Source organism: Pseudomonas sp. TH37 (assembly GCF_016650735.1).
Taxonomy (GTDB): domain Bacteria; phylum Pseudomonadota; class Gammaproteobacteria; order Pseudomonadales; family Pseudomonadaceae; genus Aquipseudomonas; species Aquipseudomonas farris.
In genome coordinates, this window is the sequence record NZ_JAEKFD010000007.1 from 219,975 (window position 1) to 245,096 (window position 25,122).

Annotated in this window: 23 protein-coding genes; 10 read left to right on the forward strand and 13 right to left on the reverse strand. The window is 59.9% G+C overall.

What is annotated here, in order from left to right; translation table 11 throughout:
- The first annotated feature begins 165 nt into the window (after nt 1–165).
- A complete protein-coding gene (locus JFU11_RS19160; protein ID WP_123719003.1) occupies nt 166–1,095 on the forward strand; it encodes a transposase in 930 nt (309 codons plus the stop codon).
- A gap of 126 nt (nt 1,096–1,221) precedes the next feature.
- Here JFU11_RS19160 and JFU11_RS19165 read toward each other — a convergent pair whose 3' ends face one another.
- The 7 genes from JFU11_RS19165 to JFU11_RS19195 form a co-directional block, all read right to left on the reverse strand.
- Nucleotides 1,222–1,401, reverse strand: a complete 180-nt coding sequence (locus JFU11_RS19165; RefSeq protein WP_123719606.1) for a hypothetical protein — start codon at nt 1,399–1,401, stop codon at nt 1,222–1,224.
- Nucleotides 1,398–2,528, reverse strand: coding sequence for a PepSY-associated TM helix domain-containing protein (locus JFU11_RS19170; RefSeq protein ID WP_123719605.1), 1,131 nt, complete (start codon nt 2,526–2,528; stop codon nt 1,398–1,400). The genes JFU11_RS19165 and JFU11_RS19170 overlap by 4 nt, the downstream gene beginning before the upstream one ends.
- Before the next feature lie 69 nt (nt 2,529–2,597).
- Nucleotides 2,598–5,036 carry a TonB-dependent siderophore receptor gene (locus JFU11_RS19175; protein WP_201061813.1) on the reverse strand — a complete coding sequence of 813 codons (2,439 nt, stop codon included), beginning with the start codon at nt 5,034–5,036 and terminating at the stop codon, nt 2,598–2,600.
- 234 nt (nt 5,037–5,270) lie between these two features.
- Nucleotides 5,271–6,245: a FecR family protein gene (locus JFU11_RS19180; protein ID WP_201061815.1), complete on the reverse strand. Its 975-nt coding sequence runs from the start codon at nt 6,243–6,245 to the stop codon at nt 5,271–5,273.
- The gene (locus tag JFU11_RS19185; protein WP_201061817.1) at nt 6,242–6,760 is read right to left on the reverse strand and encodes an RNA polymerase sigma factor; all 519 of its coding nucleotides are present in this window, start codon (nt 6,758–6,760) and stop codon (nt 6,242–6,244) included. The genes JFU11_RS19180 and JFU11_RS19185 overlap by 4 nt, the downstream gene beginning before the upstream one ends.
- A gap of 249 nt (nt 6,761–7,009) precedes the next feature.
- The gene (locus tag JFU11_RS19190; RefSeq protein WP_201061819.1) at nt 7,010–7,717 is read right to left on the reverse strand and encodes a 3'-5' exonuclease; all 708 of its coding nucleotides are present in this window, start codon (nt 7,715–7,717) and stop codon (nt 7,010–7,012) included.
- Complete coding sequence (locus JFU11_RS19195) at nt 7,714–9,654, reverse strand: putative nucleotidyltransferase substrate binding domain-containing protein (protein WP_201121346.1); 1,941 nt, start codon at nt 9,652–9,654, stop codon at nt 7,714–7,716. Before JFU11_RS19195 ends, JFU11_RS19190 begins: the two co-directional genes overlap by 4 nt.
- Nucleotides 9,655–9,918: 264 nt before the next feature.
- On the opposite strand from JFU11_RS19195, the gene JFU11_RS19200 reads away from it, so the two are divergent.
- Nucleotides 9,919–10,365, forward strand: a complete 447-nt coding sequence (locus JFU11_RS19200) for a response regulator (RefSeq protein ID WP_123719599.1) — start codon at nt 9,919–9,921, stop codon at nt 10,363–10,365.
- A gap of 215 nt (nt 10,366–10,580) precedes the next feature.
- Here the strand turns inward: JFU11_RS19200 and JFU11_RS19205 are convergent, their stop codons facing one another.
- Complete coding sequence (locus JFU11_RS19205; RefSeq protein ID WP_201061826.1) at nt 10,581–12,758, reverse strand: malate synthase G; 2,178 nt, start codon at nt 12,756–12,758, stop codon at nt 10,581–10,583.
- Between JFU11_RS19205 and JFU11_RS19210 the strand changes: the two genes are divergently transcribed.
- Both JFU11_RS19210 and JFU11_RS19215 read left to right on the forward strand, forming a co-directional pair.
- Nucleotides 12,741–13,007: a hypothetical protein gene (locus tag JFU11_RS19210; RefSeq protein ID WP_148710183.1), complete on the forward strand. Its 267-nt coding sequence runs from the start codon at nt 12,741–12,743 to the stop codon at nt 13,005–13,007. The genes JFU11_RS19205 and JFU11_RS19210 overlap by 18 nt on opposite strands.
- A gap of 333 nt (nt 13,008–13,340) precedes the next feature.
- Nucleotides 13,341–13,859 (forward strand): glycine cleavage system protein R, encoded by a 519-nt coding sequence (locus JFU11_RS19215; protein WP_038981174.1) that lies wholly within the window; start codon nt 13,341–13,343, stop codon nt 13,857–13,859.
- Between the two features lie 215 nt (nt 13,860–14,074).
- Here the strand turns inward: JFU11_RS19215 and rarD are convergent, their stop codons facing one another.
- The 5 genes from rarD to JFU11_RS19240 form a co-directional block, all read right to left on the reverse strand.
- Nucleotides 14,075–14,962, reverse strand: coding sequence for an EamA family transporter RarD (rarD, locus tag JFU11_RS19220; protein WP_123497325.1), 888 nt, complete (start codon nt 14,960–14,962; stop codon nt 14,075–14,077).
- 160 nt (nt 14,963–15,122) lie between these two features.
- Complete coding sequence (locus tag JFU11_RS19225; RefSeq protein WP_123357589.1) at nt 15,123–16,097, reverse strand: serine/threonine protein kinase; 975 nt, start codon at nt 16,095–16,097, stop codon at nt 15,123–15,125.
- Between the two features lie 196 nt (nt 16,098–16,293).
- Nucleotides 16,294–18,195, reverse strand: a complete 1,902-nt coding sequence (locus JFU11_RS19230) for a PhoX family phosphatase (RefSeq protein WP_201061828.1) — start codon at nt 18,193–18,195, stop codon at nt 16,294–16,296.
- 179 nt (nt 18,196–18,374) lie between these two features.
- Nucleotides 18,375–19,139 (reverse strand): TOBE domain-containing protein, encoded by a 765-nt coding sequence (locus tag JFU11_RS19235; protein WP_201061830.1) that lies wholly within the window; start codon nt 19,137–19,139, stop codon nt 18,375–18,377.
- Between the two features lie 63 nt (nt 19,140–19,202).
- Nucleotides 19,203–19,943, reverse strand: a complete 741-nt coding sequence (locus tag JFU11_RS19240) for a ComF family protein (protein WP_201061832.1) — start codon at nt 19,941–19,943, stop codon at nt 19,203–19,205.
- A 91-nt stretch (nt 19,944–20,034) separates the two neighbouring features.
- On the opposite strand from JFU11_RS19240, the gene bioB reads away from it, so the two are divergent.
- The 6 genes from bioB (at nt 20,035) to JFU11_RS19270 (ending at nt 25,064) form a co-directional block, all read left to right on the forward strand.
- Nucleotides 20,035–21,090, forward strand: a complete 1,056-nt coding sequence (gene bioB, locus JFU11_RS19245) for a biotin synthase BioB (RefSeq protein WP_201061834.1) — start codon at nt 20,035–20,037, stop codon at nt 21,088–21,090.
- 173 nt (nt 21,091–21,263) lie between these two features.
- Nucleotides 21,264–22,442, forward strand: coding sequence for an 8-amino-7-oxononanoate synthase (bioF, locus tag JFU11_RS19250; RefSeq protein WP_038981185.1), 1,179 nt, complete (start codon nt 21,264–21,266; stop codon nt 22,440–22,442).
- Complete coding sequence (locus tag JFU11_RS19255) at nt 22,435–23,166, forward strand: alpha/beta fold hydrolase (protein ID WP_038981188.1); 732 nt, start codon at nt 22,435–22,437, stop codon at nt 23,164–23,166. The genes bioF and JFU11_RS19255 overlap by 8 nt, the downstream gene beginning before the upstream one ends.
- Nucleotides 23,159–23,971: a malonyl-ACP O-methyltransferase BioC gene (bioC, locus tag JFU11_RS19260; protein ID WP_123719593.1), complete on the forward strand. Its 813-nt coding sequence runs from the start codon at nt 23,159–23,161 to the stop codon at nt 23,969–23,971. The genes JFU11_RS19255 and bioC overlap by 8 nt, the downstream gene beginning before the upstream one ends.
- Nucleotides 23,968–24,648: a dethiobiotin synthase gene (gene bioD / locus JFU11_RS19265; protein ID WP_123719592.1), complete on the forward strand. Its 681-nt coding sequence runs from the start codon at nt 23,968–23,970 to the stop codon at nt 24,646–24,648. Before bioC ends, bioD begins: the two co-directional genes overlap by 4 nt.
- Before the next feature lie 119 nt (nt 24,649–24,767).
- Entirely contained in the window at nt 24,768–25,064 is a 297-nt protein-coding gene (locus tag JFU11_RS19270; RefSeq protein ID WP_007904188.1) for a hypothetical protein, read from the forward strand.
- Nucleotides 25,065–25,122: the final 58 nt, after the last annotated feature.

The window sequence follows — 25,122 nt, forward strand, 5'->3', positions numbered from 1 at the left end:
AAGCTGAATGCCCGGAGTGCTTAAAGCACGTGTGGGAGCCCATGCTGCCATTCACCTCTCCGCTCTGGTTATTGAGCCCGAACAGTTGAACGAGCCGACCTCGAACATTACAAGCGTGGTGCCCAGCCAGAGCGCTCTCACCTTTGAGTGTAAGAGGGTTCGGCTATGTTTTCCTGCGCAGGCATCGATGTTTCCAAAGATACCCTTGAAATTTGGATTAACCCGCAAGACATTGGCGCCAGTTACCTCAATACCGCCAGTGACTTCCTTGGGCTGATTGATTGGTTAAAGCGCTACCAGGTCAGCCGCGTATTGCTGGAAGCCACCGGCGGCTATGAGCGAGAGGTCATGAAAGCGCTTCAGGCTGCCGGCTTCGAAGTCTTGCGGATCAACCCTCGCCGAGCCAGAGACTTTGCCAAGGCCATGGGGCAGCGCGCTAAAACCGACCCGATAGATGCGCGGCTGCTCGCGCAGTTTGCCGAAGTCATAAAGTCGCCAAGCAACCGAATCACCAGCCCTGAACAGGACAATTTACGTGCGCTGGTACAGCAACGTGAAAACTTTGTTCAGCAACATGGCGACGATTTACGGCGCCTCAAAACAGCCTCTGCTGACACGGTAAAACCCTGTCTGCGAAGTCATATCGACTATTTATGCCAAGCAATAAAGTCGATAGAAAGGTTGATCCGTCAAACTGCTAAAGACCTGGACAGTGATAAAACGGCCCGTTTGTGTTCGGTCAAGGGTATAGGGCTCGTGACGGCAGCCAGCTTGATGGCCTATTTACCTGAGCTGGGCGAGGTTGGACGGCACGAGATCGCAGCGCTGGCAGGCATAGCCCCCTACAACGACGACAGCGGCAAACATGAAGGCCCCCGCCACATTGGCGGTGGCAGGTTTGCTGCGCGTCGGGCGATGTACATGGCGTGCTGGGTGGTGATTCAGCGACAGCCTGAGTTCAAAGCGCGGTATGACGCACTGCGTCATAAGGGCAAATGCGCAAAAGTAGCGCTCATCGCCTGTATGCGCGTGTTGTTGATACGGCTGAACGCCATGATCCGAGACCGAACTGAGTGGAAAGAACCCTTGGCCTAAACGGGTCGCGGTGTTCCTGTAGGGCATCGCATGGCCTAAAGCTGTGGGAGTTCAGCTGTCTATCAATATGCCTTCAAAATAAAGGTCATCAAGACAGTTGCTCCCACATTTTTGGTTGCGTGTCGTTCAATGGCGTTGCAGCAGCCCGCGCAAGGCGAGGACGGCAGGGATGCCCAGCCCGAGCCAGCTCAATGCATCCCACACGCCATCGCCCAGCAACGCAGCAAACAGCCCCGCGGCGCTGAGCAGGGCGATGACGGTTGGTGTGGCGAAGACCTTCCAGAAATTCGACTGTCTCGGCCTCATGTCGGGCACTCCGCGTTTTCGAGCACAGGTTTCGCGACCTTGCGCCGCACCACCCACAAATAAACTCCACTGCCGAGCACGATGATGGTCAGCACATCGAGGGTCGCCCAGAGGATTTTCATTGGCATGCCGCCATAATCACCGAAGTGCAGCGGCTGCGACATGCCCATGGCGTCCATGTACCACGGCCGCTCGGCCACCGCCGTGACTTGCAGGGTGCGGGCGTCGATCAACACCGGCGTCAGCAGGTGCGAAGTCAGTTGGGTGCTGCCTTTCATGAAGACGGCGTAATGGTGTTCGCTGGAAAACCGCGTACCGGGGAAGGCGATGAAATCGGGCTGCATGCCCGGCGCGACGTCTTTGGCGATGTCGAGCAGACGAGTCGCAGGAGCCAATTGAGTCAGCGGCGGCGCATCGCGATAAGGCGCGATCATCGCGCTCAGGCTATCGTTGCGCCACGCGGCGATCAGCAAGTCGGCGCAGGCACTGATTACGCCGGTCACGCCGACCACCAGGGCCCAGGTCAGCGTCACCACGCCGATCAGGTTATGCAAGTCGAGCCAACGCAGGCGGGTGGATTTGTCGTGGCGCACGGTGGCGAACTTCAAACGCCGCATGAACGGCAGATACAGCACCGTTCCGGAAACAATCGCCAGCACAAACAGAATCCCCATGAACGCCAGCAGCAACTTGCCTGGCAGCCCGGCGAACATGTCCACGTGCAGACGCAGCATGACCATCATCAGCCCGGTGTTGGCCGATGGCATTTCCAATGCTTCGCCGGTGCGAGCGTCGAGCATGAAGGTGTGGGACGAGTTCGGCTCGGTGCCGGCGGTGGGCGCCATGATTGCGATCACGCCGTTGGGGTCTTCTTCGTCGTAGCCGAAATACTGCATGACCTCGCCGGGACGATGCTTTTCAGCCGCCTGCACCAACTGCTGCAAATTCAGCTGCGGGGTGTCGGCGGGCATGGATTTCAACTCGGCGGCATCGCCCAGCAGATGGTCGATCTCGTGGTGGAAGATCAACGGCAGGCCGGTGAGGGCCAGCATCAGCAGGAATACCGTGCAGATCAGGCTGGTCCAGGTGTGAACGAATGACCAGCGGCGGATGGTTTTGCTTTTCATGATTCATCCAAATGCAAAAGGGCCACGGCTGTGCCGTGACCCTTGTTTTGTCGCGATGGGGTCAATCCGTTACCACTTGTAATTCACGCTGGCGACCACGTTGCGTTCGTCGCCGTAGTAGCAGTAGAAGCCGTCGCAGGTGGACAGGTAGTCCTTGTTGAACAGGTTCTTGGCATCCACTGCCACCGAGACCCCTTTGAGCGAACTGTTCAGGCGACCGAGGTCGTAATGGGCCGAGGCGTCATACACGGTGTAGGAGCCGACGTGGCCCCAATCGGTGTTGGTGGTATTGCCGTAGGTGTCGCCGACATAACGCACACCGGCGCCCACGCCGAAACCGTCGAGCAGGCCGTTGTGCCAGGTGTAGTCGGCCCATGCAGTGGCCTGGTGGCGCGGAACCTGTGCCATGCGATTGCCTTTTTCGGCGCTGGCACCTTTGGTGATTTCGCTGTCGTTGTAGGTGTACGAACCGACCAGTTTGAGATTGTCGGTAACGTCGCCGCTGGCTTCCAGTTCCAGGCCGCGTACCCGGACTTCACCCACCTGACGGGTGATGTTGTTTTCGGTGACCGACAGGTTTTCCTGAGTCAGGTCGAACACGGCAGCGGTTAGCAGCGTTTTGGTACCGGGTGGCTGGTACTTGATCCCGGCTTCGTATTGCTTGCCTTCAGTCGGCTTGAACGAATCGGTGCTGTTGACCGCGGCACCGGTTGCTGGCTGGAAAGACTCCGCATACGACAGGTAGGGCGTTACACCATTGTCGAAGACATAGCTGAGCGCCGCGTTGCCACTGAATTTCTCGTCGCGCTGAGTGTTGGTCGCATCGTTCTGATTGTGGAACACCGTGCCGGTATGGACCCAGTCTTCACGCCCGCCGAGGGTCAGGCGCCAGTTGTCCAGGGCAATCTGATCCTGAGCGTAGAGGCCCGTTTGTTGGGTTTTTTGGTTGTAGTCGTACATCGTGAAGTAGGTGACGTTGGAAAAATCCTGTCCGTACACCGGCCGGTTGATGTTGCTGGACGGCACGCCCGCCGAACCCCACAACCAGCGGGAATTGGTGTTGGAGCGCTGGTGGTCCAGGCCCAGCAGCAAGGTGTGGCTCAGGGCCCCGGTCTGGAAGTCGGCCTGGAAGTTGTTATCCACCGCGAACTGGCTGGTGTCCTCATCGACCTTGCCTGCGGTGCGCTGGATGGTGCCATCGTCGCTGACGGCTTCATCCGGGCCCGCCGGCCAGATCTGCCCGCCCGCGGTGATGCCCTGAAATTCCAGATCATTCTTGGTGTAGCGCAGGTTCTGGCGGAACTGCCAGGTGTCATTGAAGCGGTGCTCGAAGGCGTAACCCAGGGCGTAATAGGTGCGGTCGTAGAATTCCCAGTCCGGATCGCCAAGGTTCTTGTGATGGGAAATCTTTCCGGCGGGCGTACTCAGTTTTGTGCCTTGCAGCGGCAGAAACTGCCCGGTGATACCGGTGTCGTCGCGGGTGTATTGGGACAGCAAGGTCAGCCGGGTGTCGTCGTTGATGTTCCAGGTCAGGCTGGGTGCCAAGTTGTAGCGTTTGTCGGGAATGTGATCGACCGGCGCATTGCTGTCCCGAACCACGCCACTGACGCGATAGAGAAACTGCCCTTCGTCGTCGATTTTGCCGGTGCTGTCGAAGTTGATCTGCTTGTGTTCGTTGCTGCCGGCCTGCAGTTCCACTTCGTGGCTGCTTTGTGCCTCGGGTCGACGGCTGACCATGTCCAGCAGACCGCCGGGCGGGGTCTGGCCGTAAACCGAGGACGCCGGGCCACGCAGGACGGCGATGCGCTCAAGGTTCCACGGTTCGATTTTCGGCGTGGCGTAGTTGCCTTTTGGCAGCGGCAAACCATCGAGGAACTGAGTGGGTATAAAACCGCGCACCAGCAGCCAGTCATTGCGCGAATCCGAGCCATAACCGCTGCTCTGTACACCAGCGGTATAGCGCAGGGCATCGTTGAGGCTGAGCACGGAGCGATCATCCATTTGCTCGCGGGTGACCACTGAGACTGAGCGAGGGAGTTCGGCAATCGCGGTGTCGGTCTTGGTGCCTGCCGCGGTGCGGGTGGCCAGGTAGCCTTCGGTCGGGCCCCAGGCGCTTTCAATATTTCCCGCGCCGATGATTGCGGTTTCCGGCAAGGCCATCACGCCCTCGGGCACTGCCACCAGGCTGTAGGTGCCGGTGCTGCTCTGTTCCAGTTGCAGGCCGGTGCCGCGCAAGGCTTCACGCAGGGCGCCGGTGGCGTCGAACTGGCCCTTCACCGGGGCCGAGGTCTTGCCTGCTGCCAGCGACGGATTCAACGACAGCGCCAAACCGGCCTGGCTGGCAATCTGATTCAGGGTGCTGGCCAATGGCGCAGCCGGCAGGTTGTAGGCGCGAACGCTGGACGCCTGTTCAGCGGCGATCAGTTGGCTGCTGGCCAGAGGGGCGCAAAGGGCAATAGCGACCGCCAGCAAACGGGGGCGCAACACGGTGTCTAGCGAACGGGACATACAGCGGCTCCTGAATGGAAATATTTCTCAATTGCCTAGGTGCCGGACGAGAATTCAAAAGTGATAGGGCGAGATGAAAATAATTTCGATTTATCAATTGCGGTGAGGCGGATGGCCCCATCGCGGGCAAGCCACGCTCCCACAGGTTTTGTGTCGAGCGGGAGTTCTGTGAACGACACAAAACCTGTGGGAACGGGCTTGCCCGCGAAGGCGGCGGATCAGGCGCAGCAGCTTTTAGGGCTTGGCCTCAGTCTTCGTCGCCACTGTCACCCACCATGGCGTGTGCTGTTCGATCTGCACCGGCAGGGTCGGCAAAAGTGCACTCAGCGCCTTGTCGGTATCGTTCAAGGGGAAGCTGCCGGTGATGCGCAGGTCGGCGACTTCCGGTGTGACGCCAAGATGCCCGCGACGATAACGGCCGAGTTCCTGGACCAGATCCTCCAGCCGCGCGTTGTCCACCACCAGCATGCCGCGGGTCCAGGCATCGGCGCCGAGGTTGAGGGCGATGATCGGGCCCAGGCCATTGCTGCGCATCAGCACTTGCTGGCCTTCGCGCAGGATCTGTTCCTCGGGGCTCGATTCGGGATGGGCGGCGACCGCTGATTTCAATACGCTCAGGCGCGTGCCTTCTTCTTCACGCTTGACCAGGAACCGCGTCCCCAATGCACGCATGCTGCCTTCGCGGGTCTCGACGATAAACGGCCGGGCATCGCCATGGCCGGTTTCTACGAGGATTTCCCCTTCCTGAAGGACGATCAGTCGCTGCTTCTCATCGAAGCGCACATCCACTGCGCTGTGGGTGTTTAGGTTGATCAGCGTGCCGTCGGTCAGGCGTAGGGTGCGCTGCTCACCGGTAGCGGTGCGCTGGTCGGCCAGCCAATAATCGATGGGCAGATAACGATCACCGGCGAACAGCGCCAGGCCGATCACCGCCACGATGCTGGCCAGACCGCTGCCGAGCTTGCGCACCCGTCGCCGGATGCTTTCGCGCGATTGCAGCAAGGCTGTGCGGGCCGGGCCGTTGGCGACGCTGAAACGCTGGTCGAGCATGCCCAACTGACGCCACGCCCGAGCATGTTCTTCGTGGGCGGCGTGCCATTTGGCGAATTCCTCGCGCTCGACCGTGTTGCCGGAATCCAGTGACAGTTGCCAGGCAATCGCGGCATCCAGCACTTGCGCCGACACGGGCTTGGAGTTGACCGGGCTCATACCGGCTCACCGTACAACGCGATGTAGCACTGACGAATGCCTTGGGCCAGATACTGACGAACCCGCGGCACCGACACGCCCAGACGCTGAGCGATTTCGGCGTGGCCGAGACCATCGAGACGGTTATAGAGAAACGCCGCCCGAGCCTTGCTCGAGAGCTTGCCCAGCAGGCGGTCAATGGCTTTGAGGTCTTCGAGGATCAGTTGCTGTTCTTCCACCGACGGTTGTTCACCTTCGGGGATCAGCATCAATTCGGTGAGGTAGGCCTGTTCCAGCGCGGCGCGGCGGAAATAGTCGAACAGCAGGCCCTTGGCGATCGCCACCAGAAACGCCCGGGGTTCGCGAGGCTCCTTGAATTCATCACGGCCCAACAAGCGCACGAAGGTGTCCTGACTCAGGTCTTCGGCCCGTTGTGGGCAGGCCACGTTGCGCCGCAGCCAGGCCAATAGCCAACCGCGATGGTCGCGATACAACGCACCGACGAGCTCACTGTGAGGGCTTTGGACTGACGACACGCAACATCACCGAATGAGAAGTGTTAAGTAACGAGAATTGTTCGCGATTGTGGCAGAGGCAGGGGAGGTAAGCAATTGGCGCTGGTCGGGTGGTTTTTGCGGGGGGAATATCCAGTCAGACCGAGTTATCGTTCATCGCGGGCAAGCCACGCTCCCACAGGTTTTGTGCCGTTTGCAAAATCGGCGGACGACGAAAAACCTGTGGGAGCGTGGCTTGCCCGCGATGGGGCCCGAACAGTCACCGAAGATCTAGAGCGAAGGCGCTTGCCGCCGCCGCTTCCACTGACTCAGCCGCTGCTGCAAATTCAACGGGCTATGAATCTGCTGCTGTCGCGCCCGGCTGAATAAAATCAGCACCAGCTCCGCCGTCGCCAAGGCATCGGCACTGGCGTTATGCCGTTCGAAGACCTCCAGCTTGAACCAGTCGATCCACTCGTCCAGCCCGGCCTCGCGAAAGTGCGCCTGCGGGCACAGCAGCGGCGCGATGTCTGCCACGTCCAGAAACGGATGCTGCAACTTGTAGCCCAGATGTTCTTTCAGCGCGCGCCCCAGCATGTGCTGATCGAACGGCGCATGAAACGCCAGCACCGGACTGTCGTCGATGAACTCCATGAATTCGAGCAGGGCCTGCGCGGGGTCGCTGCCGGCAGCAATGGCGCTGGGTCCCAGACCGTGAATCAACACGCTGGGGCCGAGTTTGAGTTCGCTGCATTGCAACGTGCGTTCGAATTGCTGGCTGAAATCGATCGCCCCGTCCTCGATCACCACCGCCCCGATGGACAGCAGCCGATCCTTGTTCAGGTTCAGCCCGGTGGTTTCCAGGTCGAGTACCACCCAGCGTTGCTCGCGCAGGCTGCAATCACCCAGCTCGGCCACGGCAGGCAAGCGTTCCAGACGTTGTTGCAGTTCGCCGGGCAAAATGGGGTTGACCGGCCGCAGCCATGAAAACAGGCTCATAACTGATACCGCAGGGTCAGGCTGCTTTGCAGGCGTTGGGCCTGGCGCAGGGATTCACGCAGGATGCGTCGGTCCAGATGATTGAGGCTGTCAGGATCGACACGGTTGGAGTAGGGCAAATTCTCCCGGGTCTGTAGCTGATGTTGCTGCATGCGGGTTTGCTGGATGAAGTGATACGCCTCTTCGTACGCCGCGCCGTCCAGCCGTTCAATAACCTCTTTGTCCACCAATTGGCGAAAGCGCTCCAGGGTATTGTTGGTGTCGATGCCGTGGGCCAGGGCCAGCACTCGTGCGCCATCGACAAAAGGGGTCAAGCCCTGGAGTTTCAGGTCGAGCGTGGCCTTCTCGCCATTCTTGCGAGCCAGCACGAATTCGCGAAAACGCCCTACGGGCGGGCGGTTGCGCAGGGCGTTTTCGGCCATCATCCGCTGGAACAAGCGGTTGTCGCCGACCTGATCGAGAATGCCTTGGCGCAGTTGCTCGCAGCCTCGCTCGTCGCCCCAGACCACGCGCAGGTCGAAATAGATGCTCGACCCCAGCAGGTTTTCCGGTGTCGCCTCGCGGATAAACGCCGCAAAACGTCGCGCCCATTCGGCCCGGGACAGACACAGCTCGGGATTGCCGGCCATGATATTGCCTTTGCACAGGGTGAAGCCGCACAGCGCCAGGTTCTGATTGATCTGCTGGGCGATGGGCAGCAACTTGCCGCGAATCTCGGCGGCGTGGGCCGCGTCGCGGGCTTCGAACAGAATGCCGTTGTCCTGATCAGTGTGCAGCGTCTGCTCGCGGCGGCCTTCGCTGCCGAAACACAGCCAACTGAACGGCACGCCGGGGTCACCTTTCTCGGCGAGCACCAGTTCGATCACCCGGCACACGGTATGGTCGTTGAGCAGGGTGATGATGTGGGTGATCTGGGTCGAGGACGCGCCGTGGGCCAGCATCCGCTCCACCAATTGGCCGATTTCGCCGCGCATCGCCACCAGGTTTTCCAGCTTATGGGCACTGCGAATGGTCCGCGCCAGGTGCACCAGATCGACCCGTTGCAGGGAAAACAGGTCGCGTTCCGAGACCACGCCGCACAGGCGATGGTCCTTGACCAGACAGACGTGGGCGATATGCCGCTCGGTCATGGCAATCGCGGCGTCGAAGGCGCTGTGGTCCGGCGTCAGGTAAAACGGCGCCCGGGTCATGTGCCCTTCGATGGCTTCATTGAAATCGCTGGTGCCGTTGGCCACCACATGTCGCAAGTCGCGCAGGGTGAAAATGCCCAGCGGTGCCTTTTGCTCATCGACTACCACAATGCTGCCGACTTGCTGATCGTGCATCAGCGTCACGGCTTCACGCAGAGGCGTGATCGGGCTGCAGGTCACCGGGTGACGCATGGCCAGTTCGCCCAGCCGGGTATTGAGTGAGTACTGGGTGCCGAGGGTTTCCACGGCTTTTTGCTGCACTTGCTGGTTGACCTGATCCAGCAAACTGCTGACACCGCGTAGGGCAAAGTCGCGAAATGGGCTGGAAAGTGCGAACAGTTTGATGAACGCCAGCTTATTCAGCTGTAGGCAAAAGGTATCTTCGGCCGCCAGATGTTCGGTGCGAGTCGCCCGTTCCCCCAGTAGCGCGGCGAGGGGGAAGCACTCGCCGGTGGTGATTTCGAAGGTGGTTTCGGTCCCGCCCTTGGCCGTGTGCGGACGTTCGCCCACGACCCGGCCCTGTTTGACGATGTAGAAATGCTCAACCGGGCCATCGGCAGGTTTGATGATGCTCTCGCCGGGGGCATAAAAACGCAGCTGACATTGCTCGACCAGATAGGCCAAGTGGGCGTTTTCCATCTGATTGAACGGCGGGAAGCGCTGTAGGAATTGCAAAGTGCCCTGGATGTTCTGCAACACCGCGGTTTTCCCTGCCTGGGTGAAGGCGTCCGCTTTACTCATAACCATTACCGCAGTCTTTTTCTGATTGTTGTGTCGGATCGTTGTGTCAGATCGTTACAGGCATGGTCGGCCCCTGCGGGCAGGGTGCCCATTGGACGTAAGTCTAGGTAGGCAGTGCCGCGGTCGGAATATGGGAAATGTCTGACACAATTGCGGGAAAAACCTCCTACATTATCTATTGGAATAGTTTCCGACGAAGTGCACATTGAAGTCTGCTTAGCGATGTCTGACCACTGTGTCAGGGATCGAATCGAAAACGTTGAGAAAGCCATGTCCGACCACGATATTTTGAGTGATGCCGAGCGCGAAGCGCTCAGTGCCGTTATGTTGGAACCAGACTTGCCGCCGCAGCGGGTACTGATCGTCGATGACGATAAGGACTCCAGGGAATTACTGTCGGAAATTCTGGGACTGGACGGCATCAATTGCATGACGGCAGCCAGTGGCGAAGCGGCGCTCAAATTGCTGGAGGCGAAGCCATCGATCGGGCTGGTGATTACCGACCTGCGGATGAGACATGTCGATGGTCTGGAACTGATCCGTCAGGTGCGGGAATCGGCTCGTGCGGCGTTGCCGATCATCATCGTCTCCGGTGACGCTGACGTGAAGGATGCGATCGAAGCGATGCACCTGCACGTAGTGGACTTTCTGCTCAAACCCATCGATAGCGGCAAGCTGCTTGAATTGGTCAAGCATGAGCTGGGGATGGATGTGTAGCGCGGACCTCAGGGCTGCAGCTTTTTGTGGCGAGGGAGCTTGCTCCCGCTGGGCTGCGAAGCCGCCCCAAAACCAGCGATCCCAATGTATCTGATACACCGCATACGACTGCTGCGCAGTCGAGCGGGAGCAAGCTCCCTCGCCACAGGGACCGTGGCATAAAAAAGCCCTGATCTTTCGATCAGGGCTTTTTCATGTCCGGCGTCAGCGTTTACTCAAAGGCCATTGGCAGCCTTGAATTCGCGACGGCGACGGTGCAGAACCGGCTCGGTGTAGCCGTTCGGCTGTTTGGTGCCTTCGACCACCAGTTCGACCGCCGCCTGGAAGGCGATGTTGCTGTCGAAATTCGGTGCCAGCGGACGGTACAGCGGGTCGCTGGCGTTCTGACGGTCAACCACCGGCGCCATGCGCTTGAGGCTTTCCATCACCTGATCTTCAGTGACGATGCCGTGGCGCAGCCAGTTGGCGATGTGCTGGCTGGAAATACGCAGCGTCGCACGGTCTTCCATCAGGCCGACGTCATTGATATCCGGCACTTTCGAGCAGCCCACGCCCTGGTCGATCCAGCGCACCACGTAACCGAGAATGCCCTGGGCGTTGTTGTCCAGTTCGTTCTTGATCTGCTCCGTGGTCCAGTCTGGATTGACGGCCAACGGGATGGTCAGGATGTCGTCCACCGAAGCGCGAGTACGTTTGGCCAGTTCGGCCTGGCGGGCGAACACATCGACCTTGTGATAGTGCAACGCGTGCAGCGCGGCGGCAGTCGGCGATGGAACCCAGGCGGTGTTGGCACCGGCCATCGGGTGAGCGATTTTCTGTTCGAGCATCGCTGCCATCAGATCCGGCATGGCCCACATGCCTTTACCGATCTGGGCGCGACCTTGCAGGCCGGTGCTCAGACCAATGTCGACGTTCCAGTTCTCGTAGGCGCTGATCCATTTTTCAGCCTTCATGTCGGCCTTGCGCACCATCGGGCCGGCTTCCATGGAGGTATGGATTTCATCGCCCGTGCGGTCGAGGAAGCCAGTGTTGATGAACACCACACGCTCGGCGGCAGCCTTGATGCAGGCCTTGAGGTTGACCGTGGTACGGCGCTCCTCGTCCATGATCCCGACTTTGAGGGTGTTGCGCGGCAAGTCGAGGACGTCTTCGATGCGACCGAACAGCTCGTTGGTGAACGCAGCTTCTTCCGGGCCGTGCATCTTCGGCTTCACGATATAGACCGAGCCAGTACGGCTGTTCTTGCGCGTGCTGCTGCCGTTGAGGCTGTGAATCGCCGCGAGGCAAGTCACCAGGCCATCGAGAATACCTTCCGGTACTTCGTTGCCGTCTTTATCGAGGATCGCGTCGATGGTCATCAGGTGACCGACGTTGCGCACGAACAACAGCGAGCGACCGTGCAGGCTCAGTTCGCTGCCATCGAGGGCGGTATAGGTGCGATCGGCGTTCATGGTGCGGGTAAAGGTCTGACCGCCCTTGGAGACTTCTTCCGACAGATCGCCTTTCATCAGGCCGAGCCAGTTGCGGTAGATCACCACTTTGTCATCGGCATCGACCGCGGCAACCGAGTCTTCGCAGTCCATGATGGTGGTCAGCGCGGCTTCCATCAGGATGTCTTTGACACCGGCAGCGTCGGTCTGGCCGACCGGGGTGCTGGCGTCGATCTGGATTTCGAAGTGCAGGCCGTTGTTTTTCAGCAGGATCGCGGTTGGAGCCGCTGTATCGCCGTGGAAACCGATCAATTGCGCATCGTCGCGCAGGCCGGTGTTGCTGCCGCCTTTGAGGGCGACCACCAGTTTGCCGTCAATGATCTTGTAGCCGGTGGAATCGACGTGGGAGCCGGCAGCCAGTGGCGCGGCTTCGTCGAGGAAGGCGCGGGCGAAGGCAATGACCTTGTCGCCGCGAACCTTGTTGTAGCCTTTGCCCTTTTCCGCGCCGTCCGCTTCGCTGATGGCGTCGGTGCCGTAGAGCGCGTCATACAGCGAACCCCAACGGGCATTCGAGGCATTGAGCGCGAAGCGCGCGTTCATCACCGGCACCACCAGCTGTGGACCGGCCATACGGGCGATTTCGTCATCGACGTTTTGTGTCGTTGCCTGGAAATCGGCCGCTTCTGGCAGCAGATAACCGATGTCTTGCAGGAAGGCTTTGTAGGCCACCGCATCGTGCGCAACACCTGCACGAGCCTGGTGCCAGGCATCGATACTTGCCTGGAAATCATCGCGTTTGGCGAGTAGAGCTTTGTTCTTCGGCGCCAGGTCATGGATGACCTTGTCGGCACCGGCCCAGAACTTGTCGGCGGTGAGGCCGGTACCGGGAATGGCTTCGTTGTTCACGAAGTCGAACAGGACTTTGGCGACCTGCAGGCCACCGACTTGAACGTGTTCAGTCATTGCTTGCCTCACTCTGCTCAGCTATTTCGCTTTTCAGCTCTTCAATTTAACAATGAAGCCTCTGGCCATTTAAACCACAAACCCATCTACCAGTACATGCCATTGCTGGCGGCTGGGTTCGATCCGATCAACGGCTTTGCGGCCTTGCTGACAGGGCTTTCAGGGGTTGCGGCGGCACCTGCGGCAGACATCGATCCAGCGTTATGTAGTGCGCGCTGCGGCATACTACATGATGAATTGCGGTTGTGAAAATTAGACTAATTACGTCGTTCTGCGACCCCGTGACGCATTGCGGTCATGTCGGGGAACAGGATGTTCTCAAAAAACTATTGGATTGTTCCAGTTAAATATAAAAACTTGTACACATAATATTGAATGCCCTGCTATGGGGCATTGCTTTTGTGGCGAGGGAGCTTGCTCCCGTTGGGGCGCGAAGCGGCCCTCTGCATCTCTCCACCAGTCCGCATTTTGGCAATTTGGCGACTGCTGCGCAGCCGAACGGGGGCAAGCCCCCTCGCCACAACCAGCCCCTTGCCTATACTTGTTTTTCTATAACAAAAGTCATGACCAGAGGGCTGCGCCATGGACCATCTCGTACTCACTGTAATTGCTCCAGACAAGCCCGGGCAGGTCGAGCGCATTGCTCAATGCATTGCCGAGCACGGCGGTAACTGGCTGGAGAGCCGCATGTCGCGCATGGCCGGACAGTTCGCGGGGATTCTTCGGGTGGGTGTGCCGGCTGAGGCCTACGACGAACTGGTAGACGCCCTACAGGGATTGTCGACCCAAGGGATTCGCGTGCTGATTGCCGAAAGCGGCATCGAACAATCCTGCACCTGGAAGCCGATTGCCATGGAACTGGTGGGTAATGATCGTCCGGGCATTGTGCGAGACATTACGCGTCTGCTGAGTGAGCAGGGCGTGAACCTGGAGCAGTTGGTGACCGAAGTTCGACCGGCGCCGATGAGCAGCGAGCCGCTGTTCCATGCCGAGGCGATTCTTGCGGTGCCACTGACATTGTCGCTGGAGGTGCTGCAGTCGCGCCTGGAAACCCTGGCGGACGATCTGATGGTCGAATTGGTGCTGCGCAGCGAACCCTGAAAAGGTTATCCAAATTATACGTGCACCTGCCTGTGGATAACCTGTAGAGACACCTCGCCAGGCCATGTCGGCCGTGGCTCTTCAGGATCTGATCAAAAAACCAGCAGTTTCAGTGACTTGCGCACAAACGCCGGGGATCACGCTGTGGATAACCTTGGGAAGGATGGATGCAGGCCACGGGAGACGTGGCCTGTAGAGATTTGTACGTTTTCTGATCAGCTGCGGCGGCGCAGACTTATCCACGCGTCAACGCTGTAAACCGCCAGACCGGCCCAGATAAAGATGAACGCCACCAGCGTGCTGGACGACAAGTGCTCGCCAAACAGCAGAACGGCTTGCAACAACACCAGCGTCGGCGCCAGGTACTGGAGAAATCCGAGGGTGGTGTAAGGCAAGTGCCGTGCGGCGGCGTTGAAACACACCAGCGGCACCAGCGTCACCGGACCTGCAGCCACCAGCCACCAGGCTTCAGAGGTGGTCCAGAATTCGGCTTGCGCGCTGCTCGCCGTCGGATTGAACAGCAACCAGGCGACGGCAATCGGCACCAGCATCCAGGTTTCCACCACCAGCCCCGGCAGCGCCTTGACCGGTGCCTGCTTGCGGATCAGTCCGTAGAAGCCGAAGGTCAATGCGAGTACCAGCGACACCCACGGCAGGCTGCCGACTTGCCACACTTGCTGCGCAACACCGACCGCCGCCAGGCCAACCGCCAGCCATTGCATGCGCCGCAGCCGTTCGCCGAGGATCAGCATCCCCAACAGCACGTTTACCAGCGGGTTGATGTAGTAACCGAGGCTGGCTTCGAGCATGCGCCCGTTGTTCACCGACCAGACGTAGGTCAGCCAGTTGGCGGCGATCAACGTGCCGCTCAGGGCCAGGATTGCCAGTCGCCGCGGATTTTCACGCAGCTCGCGCCACCAGCCGGGATGCTTCCAGACGAGCAGCAGCAAAGCACCAAACAGCGCGGACCACAGCACTCGGTGGATGATGATCTCCACGGCGGGCACGTTGGCGATGGCTTTGAAGTAGATCGGGAACAGGCCCCAGATGATGTAGGCACTCAGGCCCAGGATGTACCCGCGACGCGGGTTGGCGGCTTGCATGAGAATCCTTGCTTAGGCAGCTAACAAAGAGGGGATTGTAAGGAGGTTGTATAGATGTGTCGTGTCTGAAAGCAAAAGATCGCAGCCTTCGGCAGCTCCTACGGAGGAATTGCGTACACCTGTAGGAGCTGCCGAAGGCTGCGATCTTTTGATCTTAAATTTAAAAGAGCTTCAATGGCTCTTCATTGAGCGCAGCCAATTGCTCACGCAACGCCAATACCTGATCGCCCCAATAGCGCTCGGTGCCGAACCACGGAAAGCTGCGAGGGAAGGCAGGGTCATCCCAGCGACGGGCGAGCCAGGCGCTGTAGTGCATCAGGCGCAAGGCGCGCAGCGGTTCGATCAGCGCCAGTTCCCGCGGGTCGAAGTCGTGGAATTCGTTGTAGCCGTCCATCAATTCCGACAACTGCCCCAGACATTCCTGACGATCACCCGCCAACATCATCCAGATATCCTGCACCGCCGGGCCCATGCGGCAGTCGTCGAGGTCGACGATATGGAACATCTCATCGCGGCACATCATGTTGCCGGGGTGGCAATCGCCGTGCATGCGGATGTTCTGGTGCGGCGTGGCCTTGTAGACCTCTTCGACACGCTTGAGCAGGTCGCGGGCAACGGACTCGTAGGCTGGCAGCAAGCTTTTGGGTACGAAATTGCCTTCGAGCAATGTCGTCAGCGAGTCCTGACCAAAGTTCTTTACCCCCAGCGCTTCACGGTGTTCGAACGGTTTTGTAGCACCGACCGCGTGCAGCCGACCGAGCAGTTGGCCCAGGCGATACAGCTGATCGAGATTGCCCGGCTCCGGCGCACGGCCGCCACGGCGGGGAAACAGGGTGAAACGGAAACCGTTGTGTTCGTGCAGGCTGGCACCGTTGTGAATCATCGGCGCGACCACCGGTACGTCGCACTCGGCGAGTTCGAAGGTGAATTGGTGCTCTTCGAGAATCGCTTCGTTGGTCCAGCGCTGCGGACGGTAGAACTTGGCGATCAGCGGCTCGGAGTCTTCGATGCCGACCTGATAGACACGGTTCTCGTAGCTGTTGAGCGCCAGAATGCGTGCGTCGCTGAGAAAGCCGATGCTTTCGACGGCATCGAGCACGAGGTCTGGGGTGAGCGTTGCAAACGGGTGGGCCATGCTGACTCCTGCGCGCAGCAGGCTGCCGCGTCCGGCCAAGCATGGTAGCGCAGACGGGGCTTCTATAGTGGTTGGGCTTGAATAGTGTGTCATTTTGGCTGACACCATCGCGGGCAAGCCCGCTCCCACAGGTCATGCGCTAATTTTGAAATCGCGCCTATCCTGTGGGAGCGGGCTTGCCCGCGAAGAGGCCCTGTCAGGCGCCGACGATCCCACCGTCCTCACGGGAAATCGCCATCACCGAAGACCGCGGCTTGCCGTTGGGCAGGTGCTCAGGGAACGTCGACCCACCGTTTTCCCCCGGATGCTGAATCCCGACAAACAAGGTTTTCTGGTCCGGCGAGAAGCTGATCCCCGTCACCTCGCAGCCCACCGGGCCGACCATGAAACGACGGATCTCGCCCGTCACGGGGTCGGCACAGAGCATTTGGTTATTGCCCATGCCCGCGAAGTCACCGGCGTTGCTCGAATCGCCATCTGTGAGAATCCACAGACGCCCGTCCTTATCGAAGCCCAAGCCGTCCGGGCTGTTGAACATGTTCTGCGGGGTGATGTTCGACGAACCGGCCTTCGGCGTGCCGGCGTGGACGCCCGGGTTGCCGGCGACCACAAACAGATCCCAGGCAAAGCTATTCGAGCCGTGATCGTCGCGGTCGGTGCGCCAGCGCAGGATCTGCCCGTAGACGTTTTTCTCGCGCGGGTTCGGCCCGTTCACCGGTTGGCCTTCTTCGCCGCGTTTGGCGTTGTTGGTCAGGGTGCAATAAACCTGGCCATCCTTGGGGCTGACGACGATCCATTCCGGACGGTCCATGCGCGTGGCGCTCACAACGCTGGCTGCGAGGCGTGCGTGAATCAGCACTTCGGCCTGATCGGCAAAACCGCTGCTGGCATCGATGCCATTCTTGCCGTGGGTCAGTTCGATCCACTGGCCCTGGCCTTTCGGGTGATCAGCGTTGCCGTCGCCCGCGTCGAAACGCGCCACGTACAAGGTGCCGTGATCCAGCAGGTCGCGGTTGGCTTTGGGGTTTTTGTGGTTGATCTTGTCGCGGCTGACGAATTTATAGATGAACTCGCCACGTTCGTCGTCGCCCATGTACACCACGGCGCGACCGTCATTGGTTTCGGCCAGCGCGGCGTTTTCATGTTTGAAGCGGCCCAGCGCGGTGCGTTTGACCGGCGTCGACTGCGGATCGAACGGGTCGATTTCCACCACCCAGCCATGACGATTGAGTTCGTTGGGGTTTTTCGCCAGGTCGAAGCGCGGATCATGTTGATGCCAGTTGATTTCTTTACTGGCCGCCACCGCGCCGTAGCGTTTCTGCGCGGCATCGAATTTCTGCTCGGCATTGCTGCTGCCGAAGCAGTCGGTGAAGTTCTCTTCGCAGGTCAGATAAGTGCCCCATGGCGTCTTGCCGTTGGCGCAGTTCTGGAAGGTGCCGAGGACTTTCTTGCCGTGTTTGTCGGCGCTGGTTTTCATCAGCTCGTGACCAGCCGCCGGACCGCTCAGGCTCAACGGCGAGTTGCCGTGAATGCGCCGGTTGTAGCGTGAGCCCTGGACGAACTGCCACTGGCCGTTCTTGCGCTGTACTTCAATGACCGACACGCCTTCGCAGGCCAGGGCCTTGCGCACGTCTTCCGCCGATTGCGGCGTGCCGGCGTGAGGGTAGAGGTAGCGGTAGTTGGTGTATTCGTTGTTGATCGCCATCAGCGCCCGGTCTTTGTCACCGGGGAATTCGAACAGGCTCATGCCGTCGTTGTTGTCGCCGAACTGGACTTCCTGCGCCTCGGCCGTGCCGTTGCCGCTCGGGTCGAACGCCGGACCATTTTTTTGCAGTGGCTGGCCCCAGCTGATCAGCACCGAGGACTTGTAGCCTGGCGGCAGGGTAATGGTGTCGGTCGTGGCGGCGGCGATGCTGTCGAAACCCAACAGTTTGCTGGAGCCGGCGCTGACGCTGGCGGCCAGCACGCTGCGACTCAGCAAATTGCCACCGAGAAACATCGCTGCACCGCAGAGGGCACCAGCGCTGATGAAGCCTCGACGGCTGAGGCCAACCATCTTTTCGAGGTCGGTGGGTTGGTTGTCTTCTAATAAGCTCACATCAGGCTCCCTGCGGGTTTTTGCAGTCACCTTAATGATGGTTGATGAACGTTTTGTTGCAGGCGATGCACTGATTTTTGTAGCAGCTGCCGAAGGCTGCGTCGCGGTGGCAGGTTTACGACCGCTTCGCGATCGAACGCAGCCTTCGGCAGCTGCTACAGGGTTGCGTAGCGTCTGATCTAGAGCGGTGTGCCCAGCAGAATGTTGGATGGCGCGAATTGCACCAGCACCGGTTTTCCGACAGTAAGCTCGAGGGTTTTCAGGTGCAGTTGCTCGGACAGGGCGCAAAGTGTCTGGCCATTGGGCAAGCCGATGCGCACTTCGCTGGGACCGTCTTCGGCGTCGAGGATTTCTTCAACCGTGCCCTTCAGGCAATTGTTGCCGGGCGCCGCGGCTTGATCGATGCTCAGCAGTTCCAGCCAACCGGCCTTGATCAGTGCTACCACTTCGGTGCCGGTTTGCAGTTCCAGGCGCAGAGTGCTGTCGTGAGTGATCTGCGCATCGATACGCAAGCCTTCGGCCAGTTCAAGACGGATGCGGTCGTTGCGCCCTTGTGTATCGATCGCCACGACCTTGCCGTGCAGTTGGTTGCGCGCGCTGGTTCTGAGCATCAGGCGACCGAGCAGGTCAAGGTCACTGGCCTCTTCGGCGGCTTCCAGCACTTGAGCCTGCAAGGCTTGGAGCTTTTGATACAGGCGCAACACGCGCTCGCCTTCGCTGGACAGTTTGGCGCCGCCACCGCCCTTGCCGCCGACGCTACGCTCCACCAGCGGTTTCTGCGCGAGGTTGTTCAGCTCGTCGATGGCGTCCCACGCCGCTTTGTAACTCAGACCCGCGCTTTTCGCGGCGCGGGTGATTGAGCCTTGTTCGGCGATGTGTTGCAGCAACGCGATGCGCTGCGGACGACGGACAATGTGCTGGGACAACAACGTAGGCAAGGACATGGCGAGACGCTTTGGGCTGTGGCGATGGGGAGGACGTTGGCGGCTTGGCGCGTGGGAGTCAAGTCAGGTCACGTCGCCAGGTTTTGGGGTGCGGGCCAGGCAGTAGACGTCGACCTGCGCAGCACCCGCATCCATCAACAAGCGAGCCAAAGCCTGGGCTGTGGCGCCGGTGGTCAGCACATCATCCACTAATGCGAAGTGGCGGCCCTTGATAGAAGCTTCTGGCGCCAGGGCAAAGGCGTTGCGCAGGTTCTTCTTGCGTGCTTCGGCATTCAGATCTTGTTGCGCGCTGGTGTCCTGGATTCTCAGCAACAGTGTTTCATCACAAGGAATGTCGAGGCTGACGCTCAGCCAGCGGGCGAGCATCGCCGCCTGGTTGAAACCCCGCTGGCGCAGACGTTTGGAAGCCAGCGGTACCGGTATCAGCGCATCGGGCCGATCCAGATCTTCATCGAAGCGATGTTGCAGGAACTGAGCGAGAAGTTCGGCGAGCAGGCGGCCAAATGGCCACTTTGCGCTGTGCTTGAAGCGGGTGATCAAACTGTCGACCGGAAAGCTGTAAGTCCAGGGCGCTGCGACTCGCTCGAAGGCCGGTGGTTGTTTCAAGCATTGGCCGCACGTCAGGCCCGTGGCGGGCAAAGGCAGGGCGCAGGTTTGGCATTGATCGCCCAGCCAGGGCAACTCGGTTTCGCAGGCCATGCAAATTGGCGTGGTGTCGTCTGCGGCTTCTGCGCAGAGCAAACAGGTTTGTTTGTTTTTTAACCAGATGTAAACCGGCCCTTCGTATCGTGGTTGACAGCGCATCGCTCTTCCTTAAATATGCCGAACATCCGTGTCGCGTCTGTGGGTATTCCATTCCCCCAGCCGCTTGCCAAGCATAAACAAGGAAACGCCCATGAGCGCCAGCACCACTGCAACCCTGCGTCATGACTGGTCTTTGGCCGAAGTCAAAGCACTCTTCGTTCAGCCATTCAACGACCTGTTGTTTCAGGCGCAGACGGTGCACCGCGCGCATTTCGACGCCAACCGCGTCCAGGTCTCGACGCTGCTCTCGATCAAAACCGGTGCTTGCCCGGAAGATTGCAAATATTGTCCGCAGTCCGGCCACTACAACACTGGCCTGGAAAAAGAAAAACTGATGGAAGTGCAGAAGGTCCTCGAAGAGGCCGCTCGCGCCAAGGCCATCGGTTCGACCCGTTTCTGCATGGGCGCGGCGTGGAAACACCCGTCGGCTAAAGACATGCCGTACGTGCTGGGGATGGTCAAAGGCGTGAAAGCCATGGGCCTGGAAACCTGCATGACCCTCGGTCGTCTCGATCAGGACCAGACCGTCGCGCTGGCCGAAGCCGGCCTGGATTACTACAACCACAACCTCGACACCTCGCCTGAGTTCTACGGCAGCATCATCACCACTCGTACGTACAGCGAGCGCCTGCAAACCCTGGCCTACGTGCGTGATTCGGGGATGAAGATTTGCTCCGGTGGCATTCTCGGCATGGGTGAGTCCCTCGACGACCGCGCCAACCTGCTGATCCAGCTGGCTAACCTGCCCGAGCATCCAGAGTCGGTGCCGATCAACATGCTGGTGAAAGTTGCCGGTACGCCACTGGAAAATGCCGACGACATCGACCCGTTCGACTTCATCCGCATGCTCGCGGTCGCTCGCATTCTGATGCCGAAATCCCACGTGCGCCTGTCCGCCGGCCGCGAAGCCATGAACGAGCAGATGCAGGCCCTGGCGTTCTTTGCCGGCGCCAACTCGATTTTCTACGGCGAAAAACTGCTGACCACCGCCAACCCGCAGGCAGACAAGGACATGCAACTGTTCTCGCGTCTGGGCATCCTGCCGGAAGCGCGCGAAGAGCACGCCGACGAAGTGCATCAGGCCGCGATCGAACAAGCACTGGTGGAGCAGAAGAGCAGCGAGCAGTTCTATAACGCTGCTGTCTGAAGCTGGAATCGACTCTTTTGATGCAATGCAAAACACTGTGGGAGCGGGCTTGCCCGCGATAGCGATGGAGCATTCGACATCTTTGTTGAATGTGACGCCGTTATCGAAGGCAAGCCAGCTCCCACAGGATCTGTGTCCATCCTGATATATGTGATCTGACACTTGAGGCCTGAATGTCTTTCGATCTCAGCGCGCGCCTTGCTGCCCGTCGTGCCGAAAACCTTTATCGCCAGCGCCCATTGCTCGAAAGCCCGCAAGGCCCGGAAGTGGTGGTCGATGGTCAGCCGTTGCTGGCGTTCTGTAACAACGACTACCTGGGCCTGGCCAATCACCCGCAAGTGATCGAAGCCTGGCGTGCCGGCGCGTCGCGTTGGGGCGTGGGTGGTGGCGCTTCGCATCTTGTGATCGGCCACAGCGGCCCGCATCACGCACTGGAAGAAGCCCTCGCCGAGTTCACCGGTCGCCCGCGAGCGTTGCTGTTCACCACCGGTTACATGGCCAACCTCGGCGCAGTCACCGCACTGGTCGGGCAGGGCGATACGGTGCTGGAAGACCGTCTCAATCACGCATCGTTGCTGGATGCGGGGCTGTTGTCCGGCGCGCGTTTCAATCGCTATCTGCATAACGACGCGGCCAGTTTGGCCAAGCGCCTTGAGAAGGCCACCGGCAATACGCTGGTGGTCACCGATGGCGTGTTCAGCATGGACGGCGACATCGCCGACCTGCCGGCGCTGGCGCGGGAAGCCAAGGCCAAAGGCGCGTGGCTGATGGTCGATGACGCTCACGGTTTTGGTCCGCTGGGTGCCAACGGCGGCGGGATCGTCGAGCATTTCGGTCTGAGTCAGGAAGACGTGCCGGTGTTGGTCGGTACCCTCGGCAAGGCTTTCGGTACGGCCGGTGCGTTTGTGGCCGGCAGTGAAGAGCTGATTGAAAGCCTGATCCAGTTCGCTCGTCCTTACATCTACACCACCAGCCAACCGCCAGCACTGGCCTGCGCGACGCTGAAAAGTCTGGAGCTGTTACGCAGCGAACACTGGCGACGTGAGCATCTGCAGACGCTGATTCGCCAGTTCCGCCAAGGCGCCGAACAGATTGGCCTGGAGTTGATGGACAGTTTCACGCCGATCCAGCCGATCATGATCGGCGATGCCGGGCGCGCGGTTCGACTGTCGCAGATGCTGCGTGAACGTGGGCTGATGGTGACTGCGATTCGTCCACCGACCGTGCCTGCAGGCAGCGCACGTTTGCGCGTAACCCTGACCGCCGCTCACAGCGAGGCGCAGGTACAGCTATTGTTAAATGGACTGGCCGATTGTTTTCAACAACTGGGACCGGAGCCAAGCCATGCGTGATCGTCTGATTCTGCTGCCGGGTTGGGGTCTCGGGATTTCGCCGCTGGAACCCTTGGCAGCGGCCTTGCAGGGTTTGGATGAGCACCTGCGCGTCGAGATCGAGCCGTTGCCGGAACTGGAATCGAGCGACCTTGAAGAATGGCTTGATGAGTTGGACTCGACGTTGCCACAGGATGCCTGGCTCGGTGGCTGGTCATTGGGTGGCATGCTGGCGTCCGAATTAGCGGCGCGACGCGGTGACCGCTGCTGCGGCCTGGTGACGCTGGCGAGCAACCCTTCTTTTGTCGCCCATGAGCAGTGGCCGAGCGCGATGCCCGGTGAGACCTTCGATGCGTTTCTGGCCGGCTGCAAGGCTGACTCGCGCATGACGTTGAAACGTTTTTCGCTGCTGTGCGCCCAAGGTGCCGAAGACCCACGCGGGATATCGCGACTGTTGCTCGCTGGCGCACCGCATACGTCTTCGCCGGTGCTGATGAGCGGCCTGGAGTTGCTTGCCCAATTGGATACCCGGCAAGCGTTGCAGGCGTTTCGCGGGCCGCAATTGCATTTGTTTGGCGGCCTCGACGGGCTGGTCCCGGCCGAAGCGGCGGGCGACTTGCTGGCACTCCTGCCGGATGTCGAAATCGGTCTGATTGAACAGGCCAGTCACGCGTTTCTTCTGGAAGACCCTCACGGTGTGGCGGGGGCGATTCAGGCCTTTTTGCATGAGTTCGGTGATGACTGATTTATCCCTTCCCAACCTGCCTGGCGGCTTGCCCGACAAACGCCAGGTGGCGGCGTCCTTTTCCCGTGCGGCGGCGAGCTACGACAGCGTGGCCGAATTGCAGCGCGACGTGGGCAGCGAGTTGTTGTGTCGGTTGCCGGAGGATTTTGTCCCTGCTCGTTGGCTGGATATGGGCTGCGGCACCGGGTACTTCAGCCGAGCCTTGGCGGAGAAATTTTCTGCGAGCGCTGGCGTGGCGTTGGACATCGCAGAAGGCATGCTCAATCACGCCCGTCCCTTGGGCGGCGCGACTCATTTCATCGCGGGCGATGCGGAGCGCTTGCCGTTGCAGGACTCTACCTGCGACCTGGTCTTCTCCAGCCTGGCGGTGCAATGGTGCGCGGATTTCGCTTCGGTGCTCAATGAAGCGTATCGGGTACTGAAACCGGGCGGAATTTTCGCGTTTGCTAGTCTGTGTGTAGGCACTCTGTACGAATTGCGCGACAGCTGGCGTCAGGTGGATGGCATGGTGCACGTCAACCGCTTTCGCGAGTTCGGTGTTTACCAACAGCTTTGCGCGGGCAGCGGCTTGAAGGTCGTCAGCCTCGAAACGCAGCCGCATGTGTTGCATTACCCCGATGTCCGCAGCCTGACCCATGAGCTCAAGGCACTAGGGGCGCATAACCTGAACCCCGGTCGGCCAGGCGGTTTGACCGGCAGGGCGCGGATCCTCGGCCTGATCGAGGCTTACGAGCAGTATCGTCAGGCACAGGGACTGCCGGCGACTTATCAAGTGGTTTACGCCGTGTTGGAGAAACCCTTATGAGTGCAGCCTATTTCATCACCGGTACTGACACCGATGTCGGCAAGACCACCGTCGCCGCAGGTTTGCTGCATGCCGCGCGATTAGCGGGTTTGAGCACTGCGGCAGGCAAGCCGGTGGCCTCGGGTTGCGACCTGACGCCCAAGGGTTTGCGCAACGCCGACGCGTTGGCCCTGTTGGCCGAGTGCTCGATACCGTTGACCTACGATCAGGTCAATCCTGTCGCGTTCGAACCGGCGATTGCACCGCATCTGGCGGCCCGGGAGGCTGGCGTGGCGTTGACCGTGCAATCCCTGTTGACACCGATGCGGCAGATTCTCGATATGCAGGCGGACTTCACCTTGATCGAAGGCGCTGGCGGCTGGCGAGTGCCGTTGGCGGATCAGGACAATCTGTCGGACCTGGCCATGGCGCTGGGTCTGCCGGTGATCCTGGTGGTCGGCGTACGGTTGGGTTGCATCAATCATGCACTGCTGACAGCCGAGGCGATCGCACGGGATGGTTTGCAGTTGGCAGGGTGGGTGGCCAACATCATTGATCCGAAGACTTCGCGCCTGGAAGAGAACCTCGCGACGCTGGCCGAGCGCATTCCCGCGCCGTGTCTGGGGCGGGTGCCGAAACTCAAATCGGTGACAGTCGAAGCGGTGGCCGAGCACCTGCAGCTGGATCTGCTGGACTGAAATTTTAACGTGGGTTTTACCTATGACAAGGCACTGTGCCATTAGTGTTTTTGTCGGGCCTTTTGTCGGCTTGTCTGGTTCAATGGCCGTTGTTGATCCTTTGTCGGACGAGTTCACCCATGGAAATCTCAGGAAACACCGCTTTTTATGCTGGTCTGAGCACTATTCAGACAGGGCAGAACCGTGTCGATCAGGCTTCGGGTCAGATCGCCAACAACACCATCGAGCGTTCGGTCACCAGTCAATCCTCCGAGATTCAGGTTGATCGTCTGCGTTCGGTAGACCGCAGCCAGCAATCGGATCTGGCCAGCAACATGGTCGAGATGTCCCAAGGTAAGTTCCAGGTGGAGTTGGGCGTCAAAGTCGCCAAGGCATCCGATGAAATGCTCGGTACGTTGATCGATACCTACGCCTGATCCCTCGCTGTATCCGCTACTCCAACGCCGCGCCTGTTCGCGGCGTTTTTCTGCGTAA

Coding starts and splice junctions, on each gene's coding strand:
- JFU11_RS19160 (WP_123719003.1), top strand. CDS start 166: ATGTTTTCCTGCGCAGGCATCGATGTTTCCAAAGATACCCTTGAAATT.
- JFU11_RS19165 (WP_123719606.1), bottom strand. CDS start 1,401: ATGAGGCCGAGACAGTCGAATTTCTGGAAGGTCTTCGCCACACCAACC.
- JFU11_RS19170 (WP_123719605.1), bottom strand. CDS start 2,528: ATGAAAAGCAAAACCATCCGCCGCTGGTCATTCGTTCACACCTGGACC.
- JFU11_RS19175 (WP_201061813.1), bottom strand. CDS start 5,036: ATGTCCCGTTCGCTAGACACCGTGTTGCGCCCCCGTTTGCTGGCGGTC.
- JFU11_RS19180 (WP_201061815.1), bottom strand. CDS start 6,245: ATGAGCCCGGTCAACTCCAAGCCCGTGTCGGCGCAAGTGCTGGATGCC.
- JFU11_RS19190 (WP_201061819.1), bottom strand. CDS start 7,717: ATGAGCCTGTTTTCATGGCTGCGGCCGGTCAACCCCATTTTGCCCGGC.
- JFU11_RS19195 (WP_201121346.1), bottom strand. CDS start 9,654: ATGGTTATGAGTAAAGCGGACGCCTTCACCCAGGCAGGGAAAACCGCG.
- JFU11_RS19200 (WP_123719599.1), top strand. CDS start 9,919: ATGTCCGACCACGATATTTTGAGTGATGCCGAGCGCGAAGCGCTCAGT.
- JFU11_RS19205 (WP_201061826.1), bottom strand. CDS start 12,758: ATGACTGAACACGTTCAAGTCGGTGGCCTGCAGGTCGCCAAAGTCCTG.
- JFU11_RS19215 (WP_038981174.1), top strand. CDS start 13,341: ATGGACCATCTCGTACTCACTGTAATTGCTCCAGACAAGCCCGGGCAG.
- rarD (WP_123497325.1), bottom strand. CDS start 14,962: ATGCAAGCCGCCAACCCGCGTCGCGGGTACATCCTGGGCCTGAGTGCC.
- JFU11_RS19225 (WP_123357589.1), bottom strand. CDS start 16,097: ATGGCCCACCCGTTTGCAACGCTCACCCCAGACCTCGTGCTCGATGCC.
- JFU11_RS19235 (WP_201061830.1), bottom strand. CDS start 19,139: ATGTCCTTGCCTACGTTGTTGTCCCAGCACATTGTCCGTCGTCCGCAG.
- JFU11_RS19240 (WP_201061832.1), bottom strand. CDS start 19,943: ATGCGCTGTCAACCACGATACGAAGGGCCGGTTTACATCTGGTTAAAA.
- bioB (WP_201061834.1), top strand. CDS start 20,035: ATGAGCGCCAGCACCACTGCAACCCTGCGTCATGACTGGTCTTTGGCC.
- bioF (WP_038981185.1), top strand. CDS start 21,264: ATGTCTTTCGATCTCAGCGCGCGCCTTGCTGCCCGTCGTGCCGAAAAC.
- JFU11_RS19255 (WP_038981188.1), top strand. CDS start 22,435: ATGCGTGATCGTCTGATTCTGCTGCCGGGTTGGGGTCTCGGGATTTCG.
- bioC (WP_123719593.1), top strand. CDS start 23,159: ATGACTGATTTATCCCTTCCCAACCTGCCTGGCGGCTTGCCCGACAAA.
- bioD (WP_123719592.1), top strand. CDS start 23,968: ATGAGTGCAGCCTATTTCATCACCGGTACTGACACCGATGTCGGCAAG.
- JFU11_RS19270 (WP_007904188.1), top strand. CDS start 24,768: ATGGAAATCTCAGGAAACACCGCTTTTTATGCTGGTCTGAGCACTATT.